Raw genomic sequence first — 21,508 nt, 5'->3', positions numbered from 1 at the left:
ACCAAACATGCGCCTCACCACCAACACATAACCACCAACAACGCCTGAGTAAGACACCGCTACCGGATACTCACTCAGGCGCTACCAGATACTCACCACACCGCTACCATTTCAGTCTTCTGAACACCCAGGGGAACCAATTTCGTCAAGGTATGCGAGCAGCAAATTGAACTCCGGGCTTAAGGGACATTTCGTGTGGATAGATCGATGTGGATTACTGGAGCAGCCTGGGATAATGCCTTGATCTTGATTTGGAATCGGTTCCAACGGCCCGATCTTTGAAATCAACACCGGATAACACTAGGTCTGTGGTAGGTAAGCCGCAGCTGGTGCAGTTAGGTCAATTCCTATGGCGACTTCGGCGCTGAAGCCCTTGCACATCCATTGGGGCTAGCCAGGCATCAAGACTTCGGGCGCAATTAGGGAGAGCGGCATACGCGGCCTGGACAAAAGAAGAACTCAAACGACGCGGCCACCCAGACGGGCGACCTGCCACATTCGACACCCACATCGACAACGAATGGAACCCCAGCTTAGGCATAAGAAAAGGCTGGGCCGGACGCTCCTAAATCCACACGAAATGTCCCTTAGTGCGACACGCCGCAAATCCACACGAAATGTCCCTTAAGCCGAACTCCGTGACTCCGGAAAATGGCACGAGAGCCGATGCTAAGCATCGGCTCTCGGAGTTGTTGCCCGGGGTATTCTTGCCTCGCGGCTCAACGCCTGGCGTACTTCTGTGAGTATATATGTGTATTTACGCGTCGGCAATTGGTGGCTTTCTACTGATGCGGTACCTTCAATCGCGGAAGAGGGGGATGTGCCCTCGGCATTTGCCCTGAGGAGGTCTAGGCTGACCTAACTGTGACCCGGTGCTTCAACTGCTGCACTGTTCGTCTTGGTCCTGGTGCGGTGCGCTCTCAGTACGAAGAATAAACCTGGTCATGTTTGCAGAGCTAGCCGAACTTACCAATCTCATTGGCTTCGGTCACGATGTTGGTCAGGGAAGAAAACTCGGACGCGGTATGTCCCGGTCGATGGGGTGCAGCGCGTCACGTTGTTTACGCTTCTCCCTTAACCCCTCTTTTAGAGGTGAAAACGAAAAAGAACCCGCAGTTTCCTGCGGGTTTAATGGTCGGGATAACAGGATTTGAACCTGCGACCTCTTCGTCCCGAACGAAGCGCGCTACCAAGCTGCGCCATATCCCGGTGTCTCGCTCTAAGCGGTACCGGAATACTGTAACTCACCCCGGTCTGAAAGGACAAAACGGCAGCGTGGAGGGGGTATCCCTAGGCGGCCTTCTCAGTGATACGCAGAAGCGTGGCCGACGGGCGGCAGAACACCCGGAAGGGAACGAACTTCGAGGTGCCCAACCCGTTGGAGACATGCATGTACATCTCTCCGAACAGGTGCAGGCCCTGGGCGCGGACGCGGTCGATGCCGCAGTTAGTCACGATGGAGCGCGAGCCCAACACCTTAAACGGCAGGCACAACTGGCCGCCGTGCGTGTGCCCCGACAAGGACAGCTGGTAGCCGTCAGCGGCGAACTTCTCCAAGACGCGGGGTTCCGGGGAGTGCAGGAGCGCCAAGGAAAGGTCGGCATCCTCGTTCGGGGCGCCGGCGATTTCCGAGTAGTCATCCAGATCATGGTGTGGGTCGTCCACACCGGCGGCAGCCAGGCGAACATCGCCCACCTTGAATTCCACGCGAGCCTGGTTGGCATCGTGCCAGCCGTGCTCAAGGAAGGCCGCGCGCATGCCCTTCCACGGCAGGTTCACATAAGAGGGCTCGTTCTTCTTCCCAATCAGGTAGTTGAAGGGATTCGGGATGCGCGGCGCCCAGTAATCATTGGTGCCAAAGCAGAACATTCCCGGGCGGCTCAGCAGCGGGCCAAGCGCGCGGAGGACCTCGGGGACGCCGCGCTCGTCGGAAAGATTGTCACCGGTATTGATCACCAGGTGCGGGTCGAGGGTGTCGAGGCCTGAGACCCACTCGATTTTGGCGCGCTGGCCCGGAATCATGTGGAGGTCGGACACGTGCAGGATGCGGAACTCGGACTCCTCGCGCAGCGTGCCGGGCTCCAGCAGCGGCAGGGTGTACTCCTTGAGCTCGAACTTGGTGAGCTCTGAGTGCGCCCATGCGGCAGTGCCCAGGCCGGCGGCGGCGAGTCCGCCAAGGACAGGGAAAATCTTCACCCTCACCACACTACCTGGCTGGCTGGCGTAGATTGAAGGGCATGAGTGAGTTGAAAGAAACTATCCGCGCTGACCTTAAGACCTCGATGAAGTCCAAGGACAAGGCCCGTACGAGCGCCATCCGTTCTCTGCTGTCTGCCATCCAGGCGGAGGAAACTTCCGGTTCTCGCCACGAGATCACCGATGAGGACATCCTCAAGGTCATCGCCCGTGAGATTAAAAAGCGCCGCGAGTCCGCAGAGGTTTACGCGGAGAATGGCCGCCCGGAGTTGGCGGAGGCGGAGCTTGTCGACGTCCCCTTCTTCGAGGCCTACCAGCCGGAGCAGCTTGACGACGACTCCCTGAACGCCCTTGTTAAAGAATCCATCGCCGAGGTTGAGAAGGACTCCGGTGAGCCGGCGACCATCAAGCAGATGGGTAACGTCATGAAGGTGGCCACCGCCAAGGCTGCCGGACGCGCGGACGGCAAGCGCCTGTCCACGGCCGTGAAGGCCGCCCTGAACTAATGCGCTAGAGCCCGAAGAAGCTCCGCACATCATTCGTGAAGCGGTCAACGTCTTCTTGAGTGAATAGTGGGTCGGACTGGCCGCCTCCCGGCTCGCCGCCGCTCGGTGCGGACGGGGAGCCCGAGTTGGAGTCCCAGGCTACTGGGCTCGTGCTCGCAGAATCGGAGGAGTCGCTCGCGGAGCCGTCGGAAAGCTGGAGCGTGACCTCCGCGCCCTTCTTCGCGCCGGATGGACCGGTGATGACGCGAACTACCTTGCCGTAGCCCACGCCGGGCGCGGGGACCTCGGTGGTCCTGACCTTGTATCCGGCTTTCTCCAGCGCGGAACGGGCTTGGCTTTCGGACTTGCCCTTCACGCCGTCGATAAGCGGCGAAACCTTGCCGGAGTCGTAGGCCCGGTCGTAATCGGGCACCGTGCCTTTCTGTGCTTCGGGGACGCGCGCGGCCATGGTGTAGAAGGTTGCCGCCGGCTCCTTGCCGCCGAAGAGGTTGCCGCTGGGGCACTGGCGTACCGGGCCGGTGCACAGCGGGCTCGTGGTGGTCCCGTCGTTGTAGATGTACGGTGCGGCAGCGACTGCCGAGTTGAATCCAAGGAAAGCCGAGGACTGGTTGGACTCGGTGGTACCGGTCTTGGCGGCGGCCTGGCCGCTGAAGCCGGCAGCGCGTGCCGAGTCGGAGGCGGTTCCCTTTTCGGTATCGGCGGTCATGTTGTTTTCCAGCGCCTTTGCCACTTCCTTGTCCACTGCGCGTTCGCACGGCGTGTGTTTGAGGTAGACCTCGTTGCCGTGGGAGTCCGTGACTTCCTCGATGGGGTTGGGCTCGCACCACATGCCTTGCGACGCCACCGTCGCGCCCACGTTAGACAGCTCCAGTGCATTCACTGCTGTCGGGCCGAGCGTGAAGGAGCCGAGGTTGGAGTCTTTAATGTGGTCGGCGAGGGAGGACTCGCCGTCGTAGCTGCCGGGTTCTTCATAAGAACGCAGGCCGAGCTTGACGGCGATGTCGACCAGGCGCTCGACGCCAAGTTGCTCGGTGAGTTGGATGAAGGGGGTGTTGGGGGAGTAGGCCAGCGTGTCCTGCATGGTCATCGTGGAGGCGTAGCTGCCGGAGTTTTCCACGCAGTACTTGTTGGGCGGGCAGTTAGCTGCGCCGCCGTATCCCAGGCCTTCCGCTTCGTAGCGATTGGGCACGGCCAGCTTGTCCTTGATGCCGTAGCCCGCCTCCAGGGCGGCCGCGGCGGTAAAGAGTTTGAACACGGAGCCTGCGCCGTTGCCCACCAAAGAATTGGGCTGGGGCAGAAGGGTTTCATTGTTGTTCAGGTCGAGCCCATAGGTGCGCGACGACACCATGGCTAGGACCTTGCGGGAATCGGTGCCCGGCTTGATAACGTTCATGACCTCCGCCACGCCCGCCGCATCCGGGGCGGTGTTGCTTCGCACTGCGTTGAGCGCTTGGTCTTGGACGTCGGGGTCAAGCGTGGTCTTAACGGTCAGACCGCCACGCGCAAGGTGCTCGCGGTCGATGCCTTTTTCGTTGAGGTATTCCAGCACATAGTCGCAGAAGAAGCCGCGATCGCCCGCGCCGATGCAGCCGTTAGCCAGGGTTGCAGGGCTGTCCAACACGCCGAGTGGCTGCTGGGAAAAGGCGTCGGCGTCCTCCTGGGAAAGGGAGCCGTTATCAACCATGGCTTGGAGTACCACGTTGCGGCGCTCAGTTACGCCTTCTTCGTTGGTATAGGGGTTGAGGTATTCCGAGGATTGCACCATGCCGGCGAGCATCGCAGCCTGCGGCACGGTGAGGTGCGCGGCATCGGTTCCGAAGTAGGTGCGGCTAGCGGCCTCAACGCCGAAGGAGTGGTTTCCAAAGGGGACGAGGTTGAGATAGTTGGTGAGGATCTCATCCTTGGAGAGCCGGGCATCGATGTCCGTAGCCATGCGCATTTCGCGCAGCTTACGGGCCACGGATTGTTCGGTCGCGGCCTGACGTTCTTCGTCGGTAGTCGCGTTGACCAAAAGGAGGTAGTTCTTTACGTACTGCTGGTCAAGCGTGGATGCGCCCTGGGAGACACCGCCCGCAACCAGGTTGGTCCACAACGCACGGACATTGCCCTGCAAGTCGACGCCCTCGTGCTCATAGAAACGGCGGTCCTCGATAGCCACCACTGCCTTCTTCATGGCGTCCGAGATCTCATCCGGTTTCACTGGATGGCGGCGCTGCTCATAGATATACGCAAGGGGGTTGCCCTTGGCATCCAAGATGGTGCTCACGCCGGGGGTATCACCGTTGGTGAGATCCTGGACGTCTGATTGCATCGTCTCATTGGTCCTGGCCACGGCGACACCGCTGACGCCAGCGACGGGGGCGATGGCCAGCGCGATGAGGATGCCGACCAGTGCTGTGGACAGGACGAGCTTTCCCAGGGATTTGATCACAGTCACCCTCCACACACTAGTGGTTTAGGAGGATATCCGGGAGACCCCCCTAAAGTGTGACCTGTTAGACAGGTATACCGGTCTGTGAATAGACTTACCAAGGGTACATAATATTCCGTCGGATAGAGGGTTATTCATGATCTTTGAGCTCGACGGGGGTGAGCTTGGAAGGAGTTACCTAGCCATGGCAGTCAGTGTCAAAGGTGCAGGACGGTCCGCAATGGTAAAGAATGCCTCGTTAACCACAGAGCGTGGTGAGTGGGTTACCCAAGCTAAGTGCCGCAACGGTGATCCTGATGCACTCTTTGTACGAGGAGCTGAGCAGCGTAAAGCTGCAGTAATCTGCCGCCATTGCCCGGTGCTCAATGAGTGCCGCGCGGATGCGCTTGATAATCGCGTGGAGTTCGGCGTGTGGGGCGGCCTCACGGAGCGTCAGCGCCGCGCCCTTCTGCGCAAGAACCCGCACATCACGAGCTGGGCCCATTACCTCGCTGAGGGTGGCGAACTCATCGGTATTTAGTAGCATTGAGCCCATGACTAAATGGGAATATGCCACCGCGCCGGTTCTTACGCACGCGACGAAACAAATCCTCGATTCCTGGGGTGAGGACGGCTGGGAGCTCGTCACCATCACCCCGGGTATGAACCCGGAGAATGTTGTCGCCTATTTCAAGCGTCCTGTGGAGGAGTCCTAATGGGTGCGCTTGCCCGCCTTGAAGAGCTCGGCGTCGAGCTGCCTTCTGTCGCTGTCCCCCTCGCGTCCTATATCCCAGCTACCCGCGTGGGAAACCAGGTGTGGACCTCTGGCCAGCTGCCCGTCGTGGGCGGTGAATTGCCGGCTTCCGGCAAGGTCGGCGCAGAGGTGAGCCTAGAAAAGGCGCAAGAATTGGCACGTGTGGCCGTGCTGAACGCTTTGGCTGCAATCGATGGTCTCGTAGGTCTTGATCACGTAACCCGCGTGGTGAAGGTGGTTGGATTCGTGGCTTCGGACCCCTCCTTTACTGAGCAAGCTGCGGTCATCAATGGTGCTTCCGACTTCTTGGGTGAGGTCTTCGGAGATGCCGGAATCCACGCGCGTTCTGCGGTGGGGGTAGCGGTCCTACCGAAAGATTCCCCCGTTGAGATCGAAGTCATCGTAGAAATCGCTGAGTAATCGGATAGGGTTAGAACCATGGAGCATCCTGCATATAGCCAACTGCGTCCCGTGAGCCAGTCCGTCGGTGTCGTGCTGTGCGATAATCCCAGTTACACCGCTTTGGAAGGCACCAATACGTGGATCATCCGCGCTGGGGAAGATTCCCGCGCCATTGTGGTTGATCCGGGCCCGGAGGATGAAGGTCATCTCAACGTCGTGACCGCGAAGGCGGGCGAGGTTGCGCTGATCCTTCTTACCCACCGCCACGATGATCACGCATCAGGCGCCCAGCGCCTGCGTCAGCTCACCGGCGCTCCCATTCGCTCTTTCGATCCGAATTACTGCAATGGGGGCGACGCGCTTGTCGACGGAGAAGTGATCACCGTCGACGGCATCACCCCGCAGCTTGAGGTCGTTCACACCCCGGGTCACACCGCAGATTCCACCTGCTTCTTTGTGTGGTCCGCGGAAGCGAAGAACTCCACCCTGGAGGGCATCCTGACCGGTGACACCATCGCAGGCCGCCACACCGTGCTGCTGTCTGAGACGGATGGCGACTTGGCTGATTACCTGAAGACCCTGGATCTTCTGGAAGAACGCGGCAAGGACGTGGCGCTCTTCCCGGGCCACGGCCCGGACTTGGAGGACACCTCCGCGGTTGCCCGCAAGTACATTGACCGTCGCCACCACCGCCTGGACCAGATCAAGGAGGTCCGTGGGCGCTTGGGTGAGGACGTCGACGTCAAGACTCTCGTTGATGAGATGTATGACGATGTCGATCCGGTCCTGCGTCACGCAGCTGAGCAGTCGACGCGCACCGCGCTGAAGTACCTCGCGGCTCAGAACTAAAGCACTACATAGGAAAATCCCCCGAGAAATTCTCGGGGGATTTTGCGTTAGGACAAGTCGAAGGCCGAGGGCCGCATAGGCGGGCTCGGCCTTTAAGACCTAGCGTGCGCGGCGGGCCAAGTGCTCGGTATCGACGATGAGCACCGACTTGCCCTCCAAGCGGATCCAGCCGCGGTGAGCGAAGGTGGCCAGAGCCTTGTTCACGGTCTCACGGGAAGCGCCAACGAGCTGGGCGATCTCTTCCTGGGTGAGGTCGTGGTTCACGCGCAGCGCGCCGCCCTCCTGCACACCGAAGCGGTTAGCCAGCTGCAGCAGGGTCTTGGCCACGCGGCCTGGCACGTCGGTGAAGATGAGGTCCGCCAGGTTGGCGTTCGTGCGGCGCAGACGGCGGGCCAGCACGCGCAGAAGCTGCTGAGCAATTGCCGGATGATCGGCTACCCACTGCTTGAGCATCTCAGAGTTCATCGTGGCTGCGGTGACCTCAGTGACGCAGACAGCGGAAGAGGTGCGCGGGCCCGGATCGAAGATGGAGAGCTCGCCGAACATATCGGACGGGCCCATCACGGTCAGGAGGTTCTCGCGGCCATCCGGGGCGTGGCGGGCGAGCTTAATCTTGCCCGAGGTGATGATGTAGAGGCGGTCTCCCGGCTCACCTTCCTCGAAAATGGTGGTGCCGCGCGGGAAACGGACGGTTTCCATCTGCTCAATAAGGTTCTGTACTGCTACCGGATCGACGCCCTGGAAAATGCCAGCGCGGGAGAGAATGTCCTGTACGCCTTCCACTGTTACTCCTTAAAGCCTGCGCAGCCCGGAAAACACTGGGACACAAGCTGGTTTGGTTTGATTTGACGCACCTAGTCTCCAGTGCGCCACGAGGCACTGCACAATATCATACAGTGTAATTAGTCACTATTTCCACCAACGTGAAAAATAATCACACGCCTTGAATGGTCTATTTAGTTTTCGAAGGCCGTCGCCTCAAGTTTCTCCATGAGGATGGCAAACAGCGCGAGGCACAGCGGCACAAAGATGACGAGCGAAATCATGCTTCTCATTCTAGCCGCCGTCACTAAGATCTCTTTTATGTCCCCTGACCTTCCCGTGCACCACGATGACGCTGACGAGGCCGCTCGCATCGTTCATATTCGTACCGCCTTGGCGGATGAATATCCCGACGCCGATTGCGAGCTAGATTTCACCACGCCGCTCGAGCTACTTATTGCTACGGTGCTCTCGGCGCAGTGCACGGATGCCCGCGTCAACCAGGTCACCCCGGAGCTTTTTGCTCGGTATCCTTCCGCACCGGATTACGCGGCCGCGGACCGTGCTGACCTCGAGCGCATCCTCCGCCCGCTCGGATTCCAGCGCACGAAGGCCGGCCACCTGTTAGGCATCGGAGAAAAGCTCGTCGCGGACTTCGATGGGCAGGTGCCCCGCGGCATCGACGAGCTCACCTCCCTGCCCGGCGTCGGGCGCAAGACCGCGCTGGTGGTGCGCGGCAATGCCTTCGGCCTGCCGGGGATCACGGTGGATACCCACGTCACGCGCCTGAGCCAGCGTCTTGGGTTGACCGAGGCGAAGACTCCGAGGGCGATTGAGAGAGACGTCGCCAAGCGCGTGCCCGAAGAGGAGCAAACGGTGTTTTCGCACCGCCTCATCCTCCATGGACGGCGCGTGTGCACCGCGCGAAAGCCACAGTGCGCGGCCTGCGTCCTTGCCCCATGGTGCCCCTCGCGAGGTTAAGGTGGAGCAATGAGCCAATATTCTCGGTGGCCCGGATACGTGAAGGCGAGCATCGCTGCCATTGTCGCGCTGGCGGCGCTCGCGTTCGTCGGCGTGGTGAACCTGCTTGAGAATGATGAGCCGGAGGTTGCCCTCCCCGAGGCGCAGGAGCAAGAGGTGGCCAAGCGCCCCAAATGCCCCGAGGGACCGCTTGCGGGTGTGGATCTTCCGTGCTTGGGTGCGGCCGGTACTGCGGCGGCCAAGAACGTCCAGATCGTTACTGTGTGGGCGTGGTGGTGCGAACCGTGCCGCACGGAGCTGCCCTTCTTCGAAGACCTTGCGCGAGCGCACCCGACGTGGAATGTCGTCGGCGTGCATGCGGACGCGAACGCTGCCAACGGGGCCGCTCTTCTCAGCGATCTGCAGGTAGATATCCCCAGCTACCAAGACGATGACGGCGCCTTCGCAGGTGAGCTCGGGTTGCCGGGCGTTATCCCCATCACCCTGGTGGTGCGCGATGGCACGGTGGAGGAGAAGTTTGTGAAGCCGTTCGACTCCGCAGAAGATTTGGAGGAGGCCGTCGAGGAGGTTCTCAAGTGAGCCGCCTCTTTCCTGCCCATGCCCCGGAGTGGCTGCGCCCGGCGCTCGGGGTTGATACAGACAAGGTCCAAGAACGCCTCATTCGGCATGTCCCGGCCGCCAAGCGCCGGCGTGAATCGGCAGTGTTGGTGCTGCTGAAGGGCACCAGTTTTGAGGATGGTGAGGTGCTGCTCACGCACCGCTCGCCGTCGATGCGCTCGCACTCCGGCCAGATTGCCTTTCCCGGCGGGCGTAGGGAGGAGGGGGACGCCTCGCTTGTCGACGTCGCCCTGCGCGAAGCCGAGGAAGAAACCGGCCTCGACCGCTCCACGGTCACCCCTCTTGAGCAGTGGGGCAAGCTGGACATCCGGGCTACCGGCAACACCGTGAGCCCGGTCCTGGCGTATTGGCATGAACCGGGCACCGTGTGGCCGGCGAGCCCGGCGGAGACCGACGATGTCTTCACCGTCCCGCTGCGGGAGCTGGCGGATCCGGCCAACCGCATGATGGTGGGCTTGAGCCGCTGGAAGGGGCCGGCCTTCCGGGCACGGGGATACGTGGTGTGGGGGTTTACCGCGGGAGTGCTCTCCGGGCTGCTGGACCATGCGGGCTGGAGCGTGGAATGGGATGAAAATATGGTTCATGATCTGCGTGACTCACTCAATCGCTCTTTGAATAATGAGAAGATAGGCTAGTTTCTGCCCTTTAGCCCTTAAGAAAGTAATTCCTCTGTGTCCCTAGCTGTTGACATCCTGATCGTTATTGCCGTGCTCCTTGCCGTGCGTGTGGGCTGGCGGCAGGGCGCTTTAGCGGCGGTCCTCGCAGCGGTGGGAATCATTGCGGGGTTGGTTTTAGGAACCGTGGTTGCCCCGCTGGTGATGGGGCTGACGGACCAGGCGGCCGTGCGCTTTTTGCTGGCTGTCGGCGTGCTGATTTTGCTGGTGGGGCTGGGGCAGCTGGTGGGGACGTCGCTTGGCATGGCGCTGCGGGACCGCATGCGAACCCGCTCGGGGCAGCGCGTGGATTCATCGATTGGCGCGGTCTTCCAAGCCGCGGCGGCCATCGTGGTGATTTGGCTGGTGTCCTTGCCCTTGGCCTCCAACCTGGGCGGCCAGCCGGGGCAGGCGCTGCGTGAATCGCGTGTGCTGAGCTCGCTGAATGCGGTGGCGCCTTCGCGCCTGGCGGCGCTGCCGAATGGCTTGGCTGCGCTCCTCAACGAGTCCGGGTTGCCGCCGTTGGTATCGCCCTGGCAGCGATCTGGCGCCGATGTCGAGGTGGATGCGCCGGCGGTAAACATTGGGGATCCCAAACTCGCAGAACGCGTGCGGCCTTCCGTCATTCACGTGCTGGGTGATGCCGAGGCATGCTCGCGCCGCCTCATGGGCTCGGGCTTTGTGACGGAGCCGGACTACGTCATCACGAACGCCCACGTGGTGGCGGGCACGGATAAGGTTCGCCTCGATACGGTCCTTGGCCTCAAGGAAGCGGACGTGGTGTATTACAACTCGGACGTAGACATTGCTGTGCTGCATAGCCCGGGCCTGGGATTGGATCCTTTGCCGTGGGCGGAACAAGCGGCTGCTACCGGGGACGATGCCATCGTCTTGGGCTTCCCGCAGTCGGGGCCGTTCACGGCGGAGCCGGCGCGCGTGCGCGACCGTCTCACCATCGCTGGTCCGGATATCTACTCCACGGGCCGCGTGGAGCGCGATGCCTACACGGTGCGCGGTAGCATCCGGCAGGGCAATTCCGGCGGTCCGATGATCAACCCGGAGGGTCAGGTGCTCGGCGTTGTGTTTGGTGCTTCCGTGGAGGATTCCGATACGGGCTATGCGCTTACCGCGGACGAGGTGCGCGGCCACGTGGGTGACGTCACGCAGCTTGTCGACGCCACCCCAACCGGCTCCTGCGTCGGCTAAGACCAGGTAGTTTCTTCTTCCGGTTGCGGGGCCCACGGTGCTGTTTTAGTCTCTGTGCTCATGGGGGATATTGAAACCTACATCCGCCTACGCAACTCGGGGATTGCGCTGGTGGAACATATACCTGGCTCACCCGATGAGCTCCGCGCGCTCGGCGCCTCTGCTTCCGATGCTGCCGAGCTTGCAAACCTTAACCAGGTTTATTTCGGCCCCACCCGCTTCAGTGGCAAACAACGCAAAGCCCGTCAAGCAGCACTTCAACAACGCCACAGCCTGGGCACTCTTACCCTCATCGAGTCCTACACGTCCAAGGTGAAAAAGACCCTCGATGCCTGGAACCTGCGAGTCAAACTCGCCGCCACTCCCGCACACCGCATCCCCACCGTCGCCGCCACACGACTGAAAGAACTACGCTCCAAACGCATAGCCAAACCAGGCGTGCGCATCACCTACCGGGAACAAGGCCCCAACACACTCTCCATTACTGACGACGCCACCACGATCGCCAACATGCGCGGCGTCTTAGAGTCCACCAACACCACCGACCTGCTTCAAGCCGCCAACGACATCTTCTTCAAAGAGGGCACCGGTTCCAAGCCTGCGGTGCGCACCCAAGTCATCGTCACCCTCAACGAGCTCGACCAGATCATCAACGGTGACGGGGACGACATCGAACTCAACCTCACTAACGGCGGGCGCATGACCGGGGCAGAATTCCTCACCCACAAATTCGCCGAAATAGGGTATGCCACCATCGTGCACCCCATTGAAGGACCCATCGACACCTGGCGGCTATCACGAGGGGCAAACTTCAAACAACGCCTTACCCTGCATGCTGAATTCCACACGTGTTCTAGACCAGGCTGCAATAAGCCCGCTGATTACTGCCAAGTCCATCACCTCATCCCCTGGCAGGCAGGAGGCTACACCAACATCAAGAACCTGACGTTCTTGTGCGCCTACCACAACGGGATCAATGATGATGACCCACAAAGGCCTACCGGGCGCGGCTACATGTACCGGCTTAACACCGGGGTCAGCTTCATCCCACCCTGGGGCACACCAATCACCGCAATGCCCGAATACCAAGAAGCAGTAGCCAGACTCGCCGCCGAACAAGCAGGACAACCACCAGAGGAACCACCCGACAGCAGCTAACACCCACAGCCACTAAACACAGAGAGGACAACGCCAACTACCGATCCCGCCAACCCAAAGATGGTTGACGGGCACATCGGTGATCCCTGCAAACCGCAGCATGGTGCGCGGGGAAATCGGGGATCCTGGTCGCGATTCGACTGCCGTCAGACGCAGTAGGAGCAACGGGACGCTTAGCCCTTAAAGAGCGAGCCCCCCTTAAAGGCGAAACCCGCCAGCCGGATGAAGGCTGACGGGTTAGGCGGCGTTGTAGGTTAGTGGCCGGTGCCGATTTCCAGGTGCATGCCCGGAACCGAGTTGATGAGGTTGCGGGTGTATTCCTGCTGGGCGTTGTCGAAGATGTCGTCGGCGGTGCCCTGCTCGACGGCCTGGCCCTTCTTCATGACCACGACGTCGTCGGCAGTCTGGCGGACCACCGCGAGGTCGTGGGTAATGAAGAGGTAGGACAGGCTGAGCTCCGATTGCAGCTCCGCGAGCAGCTGGATGATCTGGTTCTGCACCAACACGTCCAGGGCGGAGACAGCCTCATCGAGGACGATGACCTCCGGGCGCAGCGCCAGCGCACGGGCAATAGCGATACGCTGGCGCTGGCCGCCGGAGAGCTCGTTGGGGTAGCGGCGCATGGCGGAACGGGGCATGGAGACCATGTCGAGAAGCTCGGCAACGCGGGCCTCACGCTCCTTGCGCGAGCCCACCTTGTGCAGGGCCATAGGTTCCTCGATGCACTTGTAAATCGAGTACATCGGGTCCAGCGAACCGTAGGGGTTCTGGAAAACCACCTGCATCTTGCGGCGGAGTTTAAACAGCTCCTTCTTCGACAGCGTCGAGGTATCGCGGCCTTCGAACTCGATGGTGCCGGAGGTCGGCTCCAAAAGGCCCAGCACCATGTTGGCCACCGTGGACTTACCGGAACCGGACTCGCCCACCAGTGCCAGGGTGGTGCCGCGGCGGATGTCGAAGGAGACGTCGTCGACAGCCTTGAGCAGCTTCTTTCCACCGCGCTGGCCGCGGATATCGAATTCCTTGGTGAGGTTGCGGACAGAAATCACCGGAGCCTGCGCGGAAGCAGAGTCCTCAGTTGCGGTGCCCTGCTTGACGACGGCACCGTTGGCCACGCCGGTCTTAAGCTCCTTGGCCTCCACCCCGGCCTCCTTGGCCGCGCGGATGCGGGAGGAGGCGAGGGAGGGGGCGGCGTCGACAAGCCGGCGCGTGTACGGGTGCTGCGGGGAGCGCAGGATCTCGCGCGAGGGGCCCGATTCCACAATGCGGCCGCGGTGCATAACGACGAGGTGCTCCGCGCGCTCGGCGGCCAGGCCCAGGTCGTGGGTAATGAAGAGCACCGCGTTACCCAGCTCTTCGGTGAGGTGCTCCAGGTGATCCAGGATGGTTTTCTGCACCGTCACGTCGAGGGCTGAGGTGGGCTCGTCGGCGATGAGCAGCTTCGGGCGTGCAGCCAGGCCGATCGCGATGAGCGCGCGCTGGCGCATACCGCCGGAGAACTCGTGGGGGTACTGCTTGGCGCGGCGTTCGGCGTCGGGAAGCCCGGCCTCCTCCAAAAGCTCGACGACGCGCTGGTGGCGCTCGGAGCCCTCCACCACGTGATTGGCCTTGAGAGATTCCTCGACCTGGGTGCCGATGCGCCACACCGGGTTGAGGTTGGACATCGGATCCTGCGGGACCAAGCCAATCTTGTCACCGCGCAGCGACTCGAATTGCTTGTTGTCGTAGTGGGTGATGTCCTCGCCCTCGAAGAGGATCTGGCCGCCGGTGACCTTGCCGGTGCCCGGCAGCAGGCCCAGGATGGACATCGCCGTGGTGGACTTACCGGATCCGGACTCGCCCACGATGGCCACGGACTGGCCCGGGTAGATGGACATGTTGACGCCACGCACTGCCTCGACCACACCGGTGGAGGTGGTGAAGGAGATGTGGACGTCCTTCATTTCAAGAAGTGGAGAGTTAGTCATTAGCGCTTCCTCGCCTTCGGATCGAGTGCATCGCGGACGACGTCACCCATCATGATGAAGCTCAACACGGTCAGGCCCAAAGCACCTGCCGGGTAGAACAGGACTGCCGGAGCAACGCGCAGTGAAGCCTGCGCGTCAGAGATATCGCCGCCCCAGGACACGAACGTCGAGGGCAAGCCGATGCCCAGGAAGGACAACGTGGCCTCCGCGACGATGTAGGTGCCCAAGCCCACGGTGGCATAGGAGATGATGGGCGCGGCGGCGTTCGGCAGGATGTGGCTGAACAGGATGCGCCAGCTCGACGCGCCGATGGAGCGGGCGGACTGGACGAACTCCTCGTTCTTGATGGAGACCACCGCGCCGCGCGTGATGCGGGCGATGGAGACCCAGCCGAAGAGGCCGAGCACCAAGACCACCGTGACGATGGTGCGGTGCTCCTTGAACATCTGCATGACCACGATGGCGGCGAGCACCAGCGGGATGGCGAAGAAGATGTCGGTAATGCGGGAAAGGACGGAGTCAATCCAGCCGCCGAAGAAGCCGGCGATGGCGCCGATCAAGGAGCCCAGCACCACGACGAGGATGGTGGTCAAGACGCCGACGGCAACCGACGCGCGCGCACCGTAGATCACGCGGGCGTAAATGTCGCAGCCCTGGCGGTTGAAGCCGAAGGGGTGGCCCGCCTCGGCGGGGTCGAGGGACTTGGACAGCTCGCACAGGCGCGGGTCGGTGCTAGTGAAAAGACCCGGTGCGATGGCTAAGAGGATGGCCACGAGGATCATCACGGCCGCGATCCAGAACAGCGGGCGGCGGCGCAGGTAGCGCCAGGCCTCGCCCCACTGGGAGGACGGGGCGGACTCGTCCTTGACGGCGTCGACGGCGCCGAGGCCCGTTTCATCGGTTTCCGAGACGAAGTGCTCTTGGCCCGGGTAGGGGGTGTTTTTCTCGAAATTAGGCATAGCGGATCCTCGGATCAAGTACGGCGTACAGGAGGTCAACGAGCAGGTTGGCGATGATGTAGATGATCACCAGCACCGTGGTGAAGGAGACAATCGTGGTTGGCTCACCGCGCAGGATGGCCTGGTACATCGTGCCGCCGACGCCGTTGATACCGAAGATGCCTTCGGTCACGATGGCGCCGGTCATGAGCGCGCCGATATCAGCACCGATGAAGGTGGCCACGGGAATCAGCGAGTTGCGCAGCACGTGGCGGAGGGTCACCGCGCCGTTGGACAGGCCCTTCGCGCGAGCGGTGCGCACGTAGTCGGCGCGCAGGTTCTCAGCCACGGACTGGCGGGTCAGGCGAATGACGTAGGCCAGGGAGAGCGCGCCGAGCACCATGGCCGGCATGAGGAGGGACTTCACGGTGGCGTTCGCTCCGACGGTGACCGGCAGGACACCCCACTTGATGCCCACGAGGTACTGGAAGACGAAGCCGATGACGAAGGACGGCACTGCGATGACGAGCAGGGAGATGACCAACACGGTGGAATCGAAGAAGCCACCGCGGCGCATGCCGGCGAGGACGCCGAAGAGGATGCCGAAGACGGATTCAAAGATGATGGCCATGACGGTGAGCTTCACCGTGACCGGGAAGGCGTTGGCCATCACTTGGGTTACGGGGACGCCGGAGAAGGTCGTGCCGAAGTCCAGCATGAAGATGCCCTTGATGTAGAGCAGATACTGAATGATGAACGGCTTGTCTAGGTTGTATTCCGCCTCGATGCGGGCGCGGGCAGCCTCGGTAAGGCCGCGGTCACCGCCAAGGGCTTCGACGGGGTCGCCGGGCATCAAGAAGACGAGCGCATAGATGAGTAGGGTGGCTCCGAAGAACACCGGGATCATCTGGAGCACTCGGCGCCCGATATAGCGCAGCATAGTGTGGTCCTTTACTCGTTGTGGGCAGGTGCTTGTCGACGCCTTCTTAGCAGGCGCCTACGTAGCTCATAAGAATTTTAGTGTGTGATCCAAGTCTGCGAGAAATCTATAGCGCGTTTCGAATCACACTTATGAGTGAAAACGTGGGGCGACCCCCGCTCCACGGTGGCTGCGGGGGTCGTGGGAAGTAGCGGAAGTGGCGTTACTTCTTGGTGATGTTGTAGTACACCGGCTGGGACTTCCAGGAGAACACGACGTTGTCGACGTTCTCGGAGTAGCCGCCGGTGGCGTTGGAGTACCACAGCGGGATGGCCGGCAGATCCTTGAACAGGACTTCCTGGGCCTCGGTGTACTTCTTGTTGGCCTCTTCCTCGGAGGAGGAGGTCAGGGCTTCGTCGAGAAGCTTGTCAAACTCCGGGTTGCTGTAGTCGCCGTCGTTAGAAGAACCGTCGGTCTTGTACAGCGGGGTGAGGAAGTTGGCCTGGCTCGGGTAGTCTGCCTGCCAGCCGGTGCGGAAGGCGGACTTGATGGTGCGGTTGGTAATTTCATCACGCAGGGACTTGAAGTCCGGGTACGGCGCGCCGACCGCCTCGATGCCGAGGGTGTTCTTGATGGAGTTGGTGGTCGCGTCCACCCAGCTCTTGTGGCCGCCGTCGGAGTTGTAGGCAATCTCCAGGGTCGGGTTATCCCACTTGTTGATCTTGTCAGCCTCGGCCCACAGCTTCTTGGCCTTCTCCGGGTCATACTTCAGGACCTCGTTGCCCTTGATGTCCTCGGAGTAGCCCGGCATAACCGGGGAGGTGAAGTCCTTGGCCGGGGTGCGGGTGCCCTTGAAGATGGTGTCCGTGATCTCCTCGCGGTTGATGGCGTGGGAGATGGCTTGGCGACGCAGCACGCCTTCCTCGCCGGAGTAGTGCTCGAGGTTCTCACCCAAGGTGAAGGACTGGAACACGGCGGTTGGCTGGTTCACGGCACGGTCACCGAGGTCGGCCTCGTAGACGTCGAAAGCGGAGTCCGGGACGGCGTCGAGGACGTCCAGGTTGCCTGCCAGCAAGTCGGCGTAGGCTGCGTCCTGACCGGCGTAGAAGACGAACTTGATGCCGTCGTTCTGCGGGGTCTGGCCGCCCTTGTACTCCTCATTCGGGACGACGGTGGCGTCCTGGTTGTGGTTCCACTCGGTCAGCTTGTACGGGCCGTTACCAATCGGGTTCTGGCCGAAGGCATCCATGTCCTCCAGTGCGGACTCGTGCAGCGGGTAGAACGCGGAGTAGCCCAGCTGCGCCGGGAAGTCCTGCTCAGGGCTGTTCAGGGCGATGGTGAAGGTATGGTCGTCGACGACCTTGAGGCCCTCCATCTCCTTCACGCCTTCCTCGAAGCCCTTGATGTTGGCAAAGAAGGAAGCGTTGAGCTGGTCGTTGGCCACGGCGTAGTTCCAGGCGTCTACGAAGTTCTTGGCGGTGACCGGGGAGCCGTCGGAGAACTTCGACTCCTTGAGCTTGACGGTGAACTCGGTGTTGTCCTCATTTGGCTCGATGGATTCAGCCAGCTCGTTCTGGGCTTCGCCGTCGCCGTCGTAGTAGACCAGGCCAGCGTAGATGGAATCGACGATGCGTCCACCGCCGGTCTCGTTGGTGTTGGCCGGGATCAGCGGGTTCTGCGGCTCGGAGCCGTTGACGGTGACGATGCCATCGCCGGAGCCGGAAGCAGAGTCTGAACCGGAGTTGTCGCCACCACAGGCCGCGAGGGTGAGCGGCAGGGTAGCGACAGAGAGAGCAGCGAGCGTCTTCTTGAGCGTCATGTGGGTCTTAGACCTCCGTGGTGCGAAAGATGTAGAAAACCTGTGGTGTTGGTTTGATATGAAGCTACCGCGTGGCGCGTCTCATATACAAGGAATTGAAAAATATGTCCTGTGATAAAAGCTATAGATAGGTAGGTATTCTCTGTTAACCTGCGGTTTTGTCAACGAATTAAAAAAGCCCCCATCCCCCTGAGAGGGGTGGGGCACGGAGGCTAGTGAATGTTACCTATCTCGCAGCCAGTGAATGATGGTCTGAGTAAAACTATGTGGGTTCTCGAGATAGGGCAGGTTCTTGGAACCGGGGATAGTGGTGGCGGTGAAACCCCCACGACAGCGGCGCGCCGCCCGCCGCGCAACTGGCCGCCAGAGCATCTGATCAGCATGGATGAACAAGGTCGGGCACTGTACGGTGAGTTCGAGCCAGCTCAGCGGAACCACGGCAGTGCGTAGCCGGTGGTTCCAGATGATTCCGCGGCGGACGTTTCCAATGCGTGAAGAAGTGACGCGCAGACGCAGGGTCTCCTCCCGCTCGGCGCCGCTGAAGGAACCGAGGGCGTCGAGATCCATTTCCCGGAGGTAGGCGGACTCCCGCAGCAGGAGGCTCGGGGCGCCGATCCTTCCCAGTCGGCACAAGGCCGCACGGAGGAGGACCCACCCGAAGTCCCAGGGGCGCGCGGCAATGGCGCGGCGCAAATCTGCCGGGTGCGCCGCCGATACGGAGACCAGCCCGCGCACACGCTCGGGCCGTTCGGTGGCCAGCGCCCACGCCACCGCACCGCCGGTATCCGCGCCGACAAGGTAGGCGTCGTCGTGACCCAGTGCGCGAATGGCGCCGCTGACATCACCAACCGCCACGCGGATATCTTGGCCGGGCTCGAGCGGCGGTTTATCGGACATACCAAAACCGCGCATGTCGAGGGCGGCGACGTGGAAGCCTGCGGTGGCAAGCGGGGCAATGACATTCCGGAAGTCGAACCACCCGCCGAAAGAACCATGGAGCAACAGCACCAGCGGGTCATCCGGGTTGCCGGCGGTGGCCGCGTGGAGGCGGATGCCGCGCGTGTGCAAGAACTCGTGCTCAAAGGGGCCGTCAAGCTCCACTACGGAGGGCGGTAGGGGATTCATAGGCGGGCCTTTCATGGGAAGGGTGCACAGACGAAATCCGCCCCGAACGCATGTGCTCGGGGCGGGAGAGTTAAAAGGACCTTAAAGGTTTAGGTGTAGAGGCCACGCTCGATGGACTTTTCAGCCTTACCCGGAACCAGCTTCTTGAGTTCCTTCGTGGACTCGATGGTCTTCTCCGGGGCCTTGACCTGCTTGACCTGCTTGAAACCGATAAAGGCCACGACGGCGGCGATGACCACCATGAGCAGGAAGACAATCAGGAAGGCTGCCCAGCGGTCGAGCCACTTGGACAGCAGCTCCGCCAGGAAGAAGAAAAAGAAGAAGGAGCTATACAGCGCCACGGTACCGGCAACGCCGAACATGCCCGCGCCGATGCCACCCTTCTTTGCGGAAGCGGCGAGCTCGGTCTTAGCCAACTCGACCTCGGAGCGAACCAGTTGGGACATCTGCTCGGTGGCGTTGGATACGAGCTGGCCGATGGATGCTTCGCCGCGGCGGGAGGTATCTGCATCGCTCAAGGGAATGCCGTCTACCTTCGGGGCGAACTTGTTGGACCCGTCAGTGAATAGTCCGTCGTTGCTCACGGTTAAAAACTCCTACTGTTTTGTCGCAATCTATATCGGCCATAGTAATGAACTTTCCAGAGTTCATGTGGTGCGGCCCGCAAAGTGGGTACGGCGTTATTGTAATGGGTATGCCGCATTCTGACCCGCTGACCCCGCTGATGGCCCTATCTGGGGTGGAGGATAAAGCCGGTTCTGCCGCCGCAGCGATTGCGCGCGTGCACCGCCGCCCCGCGGGCTTGCGCAAGTTTGACGTTATTTCTTCCGAGTCGCTGTTGCGCGGTGCGCGGGCGGCCGCGGCGATCGACGGCGCGCCGCTTGAGGCTGACGGTATCCCGCCCGCAGTCAGCGCTTATTCCCTCCTTGCTCCCGAAAAACAGGCGGCTACGGTGCGCACCTTCGCGCGGGCCCCGCTGCAGGTCTTGGCCAGCATTGATGTTGCGGCGGGCGGCGTGGGTCATCCCGATCAGAACCCAGCGGTGGCGCAGGTGCTGGCACAGCTCATCACGCGCGGAGCCGGCGTGGATTTCGATCGTTTATTGCCGGTGGTGCTGCACGCGGAGATTGCTGCGCGCTCGCTGTTCGGTGCGCGCAGCACCGCCGTGGCGCTCGTCGCCGCTCGCACTGCCGCTATCCATACGGGCTTCGATCCGCGGGGATTCGCCGTGCCTGAGACCTACCTCAACCGTCATCGCGCGGACTACCGCGCGGCACTGGACACCTACGACAAGGATCCGGCCGCACTTATCACGCTGCTTTTCGACGCCTGGGAGGCCGGCGCCCGCGAAGCCGACGGCATCGCGCAAGCGGCCTAATCGCGCAGCTGCTGCCGTGCAAATAAAATCCCGCCGACGACTAAGGCTGCGATGCCGGCCACGACCGCCGAGCCGATACCGAATTCGCGTGCGCTGGGTGCGGTGAAGAGCGGAACGGGGTGTTTAAACGTGCGAATTTTCCAGTCGTGGGTGATGGCGTACTTCTTCAACAGGCGGTCTGGGTTCACGGCCACGGGGTGGCCAACCTGCTCCAGCATCGGGATGTCTGTGGCGGAATCGGAGTAGGCAAAGGATGCGTCGGGGTCGACGTTGAGCTCCTGAGCAATGCGCGCCAGTGCCTCAGCTTTTGCGGCACCTTTGCAATAAAACAGGATCTCCCCGGTGAACCGGCCGTCCTTCTCGGCGAGCTCGGTGGCCACGACGTGCTCGATGCCCAGTTCCTGTGCGATGGGCTCGACCAGCACGCTTGCCGACGCCGAGATGATCACCACCTCGTGGCCGGCGGCGCGGTGGGCGTCGATAAGCGCGCGTGCCTCCGCATAAATGGCAGGGGTGACCACTGTGTGCATGGTCTCCACCGCGATGTCGTGGACCTCCTGGACGGACCAGCCGGCGGCCATGGCGGCGAGCTGATCGCGGGTGGTGTCCATATGCTCGCTACTGTGGCCGGCGAGCATATAACTGGCCTTGGCTAAAGACAGCTGGAGCGCTTCGGCATGGGTGATGAGACCGTTGTGCATGAATTCGCGGCCGAAGGCATATGCCGAGGATGTGGCAATAATCGTCTTGTCCAAGTCGAAGAATGCGGCTGCGCGAGTGGTGCCGTGAGAGGGGAAAGGGGTACCGGTCATCGAGGGCCTGCCGTTTGTGTGCGAGTTACCCTGCTCATCGTAGCCCCTTAGCAGG

At 61.7% G+C, this 21,508-nt stretch carries 21 protein-coding genes, 1 tRNA gene and 1 pseudogene; 12 read left to right on the top strand and 11 right to left on the bottom strand.

Going from position 1 to position 21,508, the window contains the following annotated elements:
- Positions 1-381 precede the first annotated feature (381 nt).
- A pseudogene (locus ACUY3D_RS10520) lies at positions 382-569 on the top strand (IS256-like element ISCau1 family transposase); the annotation flags it as partial.
- A 563-nt stretch (positions 570-1,132) separates the two neighbouring features.
- Here ACUY3D_RS10520 and ACUY3D_RS10515 read toward each other — a convergent pair.
- Positions 1,133-1,209: transfer RNA gene (locus ACUY3D_RS10515), tRNA-Pro, on the bottom strand.
- Positions 1,210-1,290: 81 nt separating this feature from the next.
- Entirely contained in the window at positions 1,291-2,196 is a 906-nt protein-coding gene (locus ACUY3D_RS10510) for a metallophosphoesterase (RefSeq protein WP_448241093.1), read from the bottom strand.
- A gap of 41 nt (positions 2,197-2,237) precedes the next feature.
- Here ACUY3D_RS10510 and ACUY3D_RS10505 point away from each other — a divergent pair, with 41 nt between their 5' ends.
- Positions 2,238-2,702, top strand: a complete 465-nt coding sequence (locus tag ACUY3D_RS10505) for a GatB/YqeY domain-containing protein (RefSeq protein WP_070533780.1) — start codon at positions 2,238-2,240, stop codon at positions 2,700-2,702.
- 4 nt (positions 2,703-2,706) lie between these two features.
- Here the strand turns inward: ACUY3D_RS10505 and ACUY3D_RS10500 are convergent, their stop codons facing one another.
- Positions 2,707-5,139, bottom strand: coding sequence for a transglycosylase domain-containing protein (locus tag ACUY3D_RS10500; RefSeq protein WP_448241091.1), 2,433 nt, complete (start codon positions 5,137-5,139; stop codon positions 2,707-2,709).
- A gap of 178 nt (positions 5,140-5,317) precedes the next feature.
- Between ACUY3D_RS10500 and ACUY3D_RS10495 the strand changes: the two genes are divergently transcribed.
- Genes ACUY3D_RS10495 through ACUY3D_RS10480 form a run of 4 tightly spaced genes read left to right on the top strand, consistent with a single transcriptional unit; the run spans position 5,318 to position 7,117 of the window.
- Complete coding sequence (locus ACUY3D_RS10495) at positions 5,318-5,653, top strand: WhiB family transcriptional regulator (RefSeq protein ID WP_180952135.1); 336 nt, start codon at positions 5,318-5,320, stop codon at positions 5,651-5,653.
- Between the two features lie 13 nt (positions 5,654-5,666).
- Positions 5,667-5,828 carry a Sp36 family protein gene (gene sp36, locus ACUY3D_RS10490; protein WP_154737218.1) on the top strand — a complete coding sequence of 54 codons (162 nt, stop codon included), beginning with the start codon at positions 5,667-5,669 and terminating at the stop codon, positions 5,826-5,828.
- On the top strand, positions 5,828-6,286 hold the full coding sequence (locus ACUY3D_RS10485; protein ID WP_070565226.1) for a RidA family protein: 459 nt from the start codon (positions 5,828-5,830) through the stop codon (positions 6,284-6,286). Before sp36 ends, ACUY3D_RS10485 begins: the two co-directional genes overlap by 1 nt.
- Before the next feature lie 18 nt (positions 6,287-6,304).
- Complete coding sequence (locus tag ACUY3D_RS10480; RefSeq protein WP_070524074.1) at positions 6,305-7,117, top strand: MBL fold metallo-hydrolase; 813 nt, start codon at positions 6,305-6,307, stop codon at positions 7,115-7,117.
- Between the two features lie 99 nt (positions 7,118-7,216).
- Here ACUY3D_RS10480 and glxR read toward each other — a convergent pair whose 3' ends face one another.
- A complete protein-coding gene (gene glxR / locus ACUY3D_RS10475) occupies positions 7,217-7,900 on the bottom strand; it encodes a CRP-like cAMP-activated global transcriptional regulator GlxR (protein ID WP_010189962.1) in 684 nt (227 codons plus the stop codon).
- Positions 7,901-8,200: 300 nt separating this feature from the next.
- Between glxR and nth the strand changes: the two genes are divergently transcribed.
- Genes nth through ACUY3D_RS10450 form a run of 5 tightly spaced genes read left to right on the top strand, consistent with a single transcriptional unit; the run spans position 8,201 to position 12,495 of the window.
- A complete protein-coding gene (gene nth / locus ACUY3D_RS10470; RefSeq protein ID WP_230307831.1) occupies positions 8,201-8,860 on the top strand; it encodes an endonuclease III in 660 nt (219 codons plus the stop codon).
- Positions 8,861-8,869: 9 nt separating this feature from the next.
- Positions 8,870-9,439 (top strand): TlpA family protein disulfide reductase, encoded by a 570-nt coding sequence (locus tag ACUY3D_RS10465; protein ID WP_144014273.1) that lies wholly within the window; start codon positions 8,870-8,872, stop codon positions 9,437-9,439.
- Positions 9,436-10,113, top strand: coding sequence for an NUDIX domain-containing protein (locus tag ACUY3D_RS10460; RefSeq protein WP_144677252.1), 678 nt, complete (start codon positions 9,436-9,438; stop codon positions 10,111-10,113). The genes ACUY3D_RS10465 and ACUY3D_RS10460 overlap by 4 nt, the downstream gene beginning before the upstream one ends.
- Positions 10,114-10,149: 36 nt before the next feature.
- Positions 10,150-11,337, top strand: a complete 1,188-nt coding sequence (locus ACUY3D_RS10455; protein WP_070524079.1) for a MarP family serine protease — start codon at positions 10,150-10,152, stop codon at positions 11,335-11,337.
- Between the two features lie 60 nt (positions 11,338-11,397).
- Positions 11,398-12,495 (top strand): HNH endonuclease signature motif containing protein, encoded by a 1,098-nt coding sequence (locus tag ACUY3D_RS10450; RefSeq protein ID WP_448241087.1) that lies wholly within the window; start codon positions 11,398-11,400, stop codon positions 12,493-12,495.
- 254 nt (positions 12,496-12,749) lie between these two features.
- On the opposite strand, the gene ACUY3D_RS10445 is transcribed toward ACUY3D_RS10450, so the two are convergent.
- The 6 genes from ACUY3D_RS10445 to ACUY3D_RS10420 form a co-directional block, all read right to left on the bottom strand.
- A complete protein-coding gene (locus tag ACUY3D_RS10445) occupies positions 12,750-14,462 on the bottom strand; it encodes an ABC transporter ATP-binding protein (RefSeq protein WP_448241085.1) in 1,713 nt (570 codons plus the stop codon).
- Positions 14,462-15,421 carry an ABC transporter permease gene (locus ACUY3D_RS10440; RefSeq protein WP_448241083.1) on the bottom strand — a complete coding sequence of 320 codons (960 nt, stop codon included), beginning with the start codon at positions 15,419-15,421 and terminating at the stop codon, positions 14,462-14,464. The genes ACUY3D_RS10445 and ACUY3D_RS10440 overlap by 1 nt, the downstream gene beginning before the upstream one ends.
- Positions 15,414-16,340, bottom strand: a complete 927-nt coding sequence (locus ACUY3D_RS10435; RefSeq protein WP_070524085.1) for an ABC transporter permease — start codon at positions 16,338-16,340, stop codon at positions 15,414-15,416. The genes ACUY3D_RS10440 and ACUY3D_RS10435 overlap by 8 nt, the downstream gene beginning before the upstream one ends.
- Positions 16,341-16,542: 202 nt before the next feature.
- Positions 16,543-18,138 (bottom strand): peptide ABC transporter substrate-binding protein, encoded by a 1,596-nt coding sequence (locus ACUY3D_RS10430; protein ID WP_448241081.1) that lies wholly within the window; start codon positions 18,136-18,138, stop codon positions 16,543-16,545.
- Positions 18,139-18,360: 222 nt separating this feature from the next.
- Positions 18,361-19,263 carry an alpha/beta fold hydrolase gene (locus ACUY3D_RS10425; RefSeq protein ID WP_448241079.1) on the bottom strand — a complete coding sequence of 301 codons (903 nt, stop codon included), beginning with the start codon at positions 19,261-19,263 and terminating at the stop codon, positions 18,361-18,363.
- Positions 19,264-19,352: 89 nt separating this feature from the next.
- Entirely contained in the window at positions 19,353-19,847 is a 495-nt protein-coding gene (locus tag ACUY3D_RS10420) for a phage holin family protein (protein ID WP_070531763.1), read from the bottom strand.
- Between the two features lie 104 nt (positions 19,848-19,951).
- On the opposite strand from ACUY3D_RS10420, the gene ACUY3D_RS10415 reads away from it, so the two are divergent.
- Complete coding sequence (locus tag ACUY3D_RS10415; RefSeq protein ID WP_101736682.1) at positions 19,952-20,641, top strand: type III PLP-dependent enzyme domain-containing protein; 690 nt, start codon at positions 19,952-19,954, stop codon at positions 20,639-20,641.
- On the opposite strand, the gene ACUY3D_RS10410 is transcribed toward ACUY3D_RS10415, so the two are convergent.
- A complete protein-coding gene (locus ACUY3D_RS10410) occupies positions 20,638-21,453 on the bottom strand; it encodes an HAD family hydrolase (RefSeq protein WP_448241077.1) in 816 nt (271 codons plus the stop codon). The genes ACUY3D_RS10415 and ACUY3D_RS10410 overlap by 4 nt on opposite strands.
- Between the last annotated feature and the right edge of the window lie 55 nt (positions 21,454-21,508).

This window comes from Corynebacterium guaraldiae (genome assembly GCF_053480195.1).
The sequence above is the reverse complement of the archived record's forward strand: the minus strand, read 5'-3'. Positions and strand labels throughout refer to the sequence as shown.

Excerpts from the sequence above, each read along its gene's own strand:
- ACUY3D_RS10505 (WP_070533780.1), top strand. The coding sequence starts at position 2,238 with ATGAGTGAGTTGAAAGAAACTATCCGCGCTGACCTTAAGACCTCGATG.
- ACUY3D_RS10495 (WP_180952135.1), top strand. The coding sequence starts at position 5,318 with ATGGCAGTCAGTGTCAAAGGTGCAGGACGGTCCGCAATGGTAAAGAAT.
- sp36 (WP_154737218.1), top strand. The coding sequence starts at position 5,667 with ATGACTAAATGGGAATATGCCACCGCGCCGGTTCTTACGCACGCGACG.
- ACUY3D_RS10485 (WP_070565226.1), top strand. The coding sequence starts at position 5,828 with ATGGGTGCGCTTGCCCGCCTTGAAGAGCTCGGCGTCGAGCTGCCTTCT.
- ACUY3D_RS10480 (WP_070524074.1), top strand. The coding sequence starts at position 6,305 with ATGGAGCATCCTGCATATAGCCAACTGCGTCCCGTGAGCCAGTCCGTC.
- nth (WP_230307831.1), top strand. The coding sequence starts at position 8,201 with ATGTCCCCTGACCTTCCCGTGCACCACGATGACGCTGACGAGGCCGCT.
- ACUY3D_RS10465 (WP_144014273.1), top strand. The coding sequence starts at position 8,870 with ATGAGCCAATATTCTCGGTGGCCCGGATACGTGAAGGCGAGCATCGCT.
- ACUY3D_RS10450 (WP_448241087.1), top strand. The coding sequence starts at position 11,398 with ATGGGGGATATTGAAACCTACATCCGCCTACGCAACTCGGGGATTGCG.
- ACUY3D_RS10445 (WP_448241085.1), bottom strand. The coding sequence starts at position 14,462 with ATGACTAACTCTCCACTTCTTGAAATGAAGGACGTCCACATCTCCTTC.
- ACUY3D_RS10440 (WP_448241083.1), bottom strand. The coding sequence starts at position 15,421 with ATGCCTAATTTCGAGAAAAACACCCCCTACCCGGGCCAAGAGCACTTC.
- ACUY3D_RS10435 (WP_070524085.1), bottom strand. The coding sequence starts at position 16,340 with ATGCTGCGCTATATCGGGCGCCGAGTGCTCCAGATGATCCCGGTGTTC.
- ACUY3D_RS10430 (WP_448241081.1), bottom strand. The coding sequence starts at position 18,138 with ATGACGCTCAAGAAGACGCTCGCTGCTCTCTCTGTCGCTACCCTGCCG.
- ACUY3D_RS10425 (WP_448241079.1), bottom strand. The coding sequence starts at position 19,263 with ATGAATCCCCTACCGCCCTCCGTAGTGGAGCTTGACGGCCCCTTTGAG.
- ACUY3D_RS10415 (WP_101736682.1), top strand. The coding sequence starts at position 19,952 with ATGGGTATGCCGCATTCTGACCCGCTGACCCCGCTGATGGCCCTATCT.
- ACUY3D_RS10410 (WP_448241077.1), bottom strand. The coding sequence starts at position 21,453 with ATGACCGGTACCCCTTTCCCCTCTCACGGCACCACTCGCGCAGCCGCA.